The 1,984-nt window shown below is 71.1% G+C and carries 2 protein-coding genes; both read left to right on the top strand.

The features are described 5' to 3' along the window. Nucleotides 1–88: 88 nt before the first annotated feature. Nucleotides 89–721, top strand: coding sequence for a recombinase family protein (locus QYM41_RS17450; RefSeq protein ID WP_368801039.1), 633 nt, complete (start codon nucleotides 89–91; stop codon nucleotides 719–721). Between the two features lie 13 nt (nucleotides 722–734). Next, nucleotides 735–1,984, top strand: a 1,250-nt coding sequence (locus QYM41_RS17445; RefSeq protein ID WP_368801038.1) for a TnsB C-terminal domain-containing protein, incomplete at its 3' end; no start/stop codon positions are given.

Below are 1,984 nucleotides of genomic sequence, written 5' to 3'. Positions count from 1 at the left end.
TATGGATATCGATTTGAGTGCCAGAAGTTAGGCCTAGAACTAAGTGCCAGCTAGGCCGTACGGAACCGACTTCCGGTACGCTGACGGCATGGAATTGGGCTACGCGCGGGTCTCGACGGCCAAACAGGACCTGGACCGGCAGATCGATGCCTTGCGGCAGGTCGGGATCGCGGCGGAGCGGATCTATGTGGACAAGAAGTCCGGGGCCACCACGGAGCGTCCCGGACTGACCGCGGCCCTGGCCTATGCCCGGGAGGGCGACGTGATCGTGGTGCACACCCTGGACCGGCTCGGGCGCACCGTGCGCGACACCCTCAATCTGATCCATGACCTGGCTGAGCGGGGGGTGGGGGTGCGCAACCTGGCGGATCCGATCAAGGTGGATTCCACCAACCCGAACGATCCGATGGCGCAGCTGGCGGTGGTGCTGCTGGCGTTGTTCGGGCAGATGGAGCGCACCTACACCCTCGAGCGCGCCGCCCACGCCCGATCGGTGGCCACGGCCAAGGGCCGGCGGATCGGGCGGCCCTCGGTGGTGGACCCGGACAAGCTGGCCTACGCGGTGCACCTGCGCGAGTCCGGGCACACGATGGCCGAGATCGTGGCCAAGACCGGGATCACCCGCACCAGTCTCTACCGCCACCTCCCACCGCGGCCCCCGGAGCCGGTGACGGCCGGACCGGTCACCGCCGCCGAGCCCGAGCCCGGTCCGGCGGACTGACCCTCGTGGGGTGATGGTGGTGGTGCAGCTGAGTCCGCAGGAGAAGGCGGCACTGTTGCGCCAGCACCTCGACGACGGGGTGCCGCTGACCCGGCTCGCCGCCCACGCCCAGGTCTCGGTCCGCACCCTGCAGCGCTGGGCCGCCGAGTACCGGGCGGACTCCTCCGCGGCCGGGTTGCACCGCCAGGTCCGCAGCGACCGCGGCCACCGCCGGCTGCCTGCGGAGCTGATCGCGGTGATCGAGGCCCTGGCGCTGCGCCGGCCGGCGCCGACGTCCACGTTCATCCACCGCCGGGTGTGCGATCTGGCCCCGGAGCGCGGCTGGGCGCCCCCGAGCTACTCGAGCGTGCGCAGCGTGATCGCCGCCATCGACCCCGGGCTGCGCACCCTGGCCCTGGAAGGTGACACCGCCTACCGGGACCGATACGAACTGGTGCACCGCCGGACCACGGTCCGCCCCAATGAGCAGTGGCAGGCCGACCACACCCTGCTGGACGTCGAGGTCCTCGACCACCGGGGACGCCCGGTGCGGCCGTGGCTGACCGTGATCCTCGACGACTACTCCCGCGCGGTCGCCGGCTACACCGTCTTCACCGGCGCCCCGAATGCCGAGCAGACCGCTCTGGCCCTGCACCAAGCGGTGCGGGTCAAGCCCGACCCGCGGTGGCCGGTCCAGGGGCTGCCCGAGGTGCTCTACAGCGACCACGGGGCCGACTTCACCAGCACCCGGCTGGACCGGGTCTGCCTGGACACCCACATCCGGCTCATCCACTCCCGCGTCGGGGTCCCGCAGGGGAGGGGGAAGATCGAACGCTTCTACGGCACGATCACCACCGAGGTGCTCCCGCACCTGCCCGGGCACATCCCGCACGGCACCGGCGGCACCCCGACCTCACCACCCGCCCTGAGCCTGGAGGAGCTCGACGCAGTGGTCCAGCGCTACCTGATCGAGGACTACCACGCCCGGGTGCACTCCGAGACCGGACAGGCCCCGGCCGCCCGCTGGATCGGGGCCGGGTGGATCCCGCACACCCCAGCACGGCCGGAAGATCTCGACCTGTTGCTGCTCACCGCTGCGACCACCCGCATCGTCCAGCGCGACGGCATCCGCTTCCACGGCACCCGCTACATCTGTCCAGTGCTGGCCGCCTACGTCTCCGAGACCGTCACCATCCGCTACGACCCCCGCGACGCCGGTGAGGTGCGCGTCTACCACCAGGACACCTACCTGTGCCGGGCGATCGCCCCCGAACTGGCCGCCGA

Origin of the sequence: Kocuria oxytropis (genome assembly GCF_040981195.1) — a bacterium.
Classification (GTDB): domain Bacteria; phylum Actinomycetota; class Actinomycetes; order Actinomycetales; family Micrococcaceae; genus Kocuria; species Kocuria oxytropis.
Note: the sequence above shows the minus strand (reverse complement) of the source record. Positions and strands in the feature narration are given on the sequence as shown.

Excerpts from the sequence above, each read along its gene's own strand:
- QYM41_RS17450 (WP_368801039.1), top strand. The coding sequence starts at position 89 with ATGGAATTGGGCTACGCGCGGGTCTCGACGGCCAAACAGGACCTGGAC.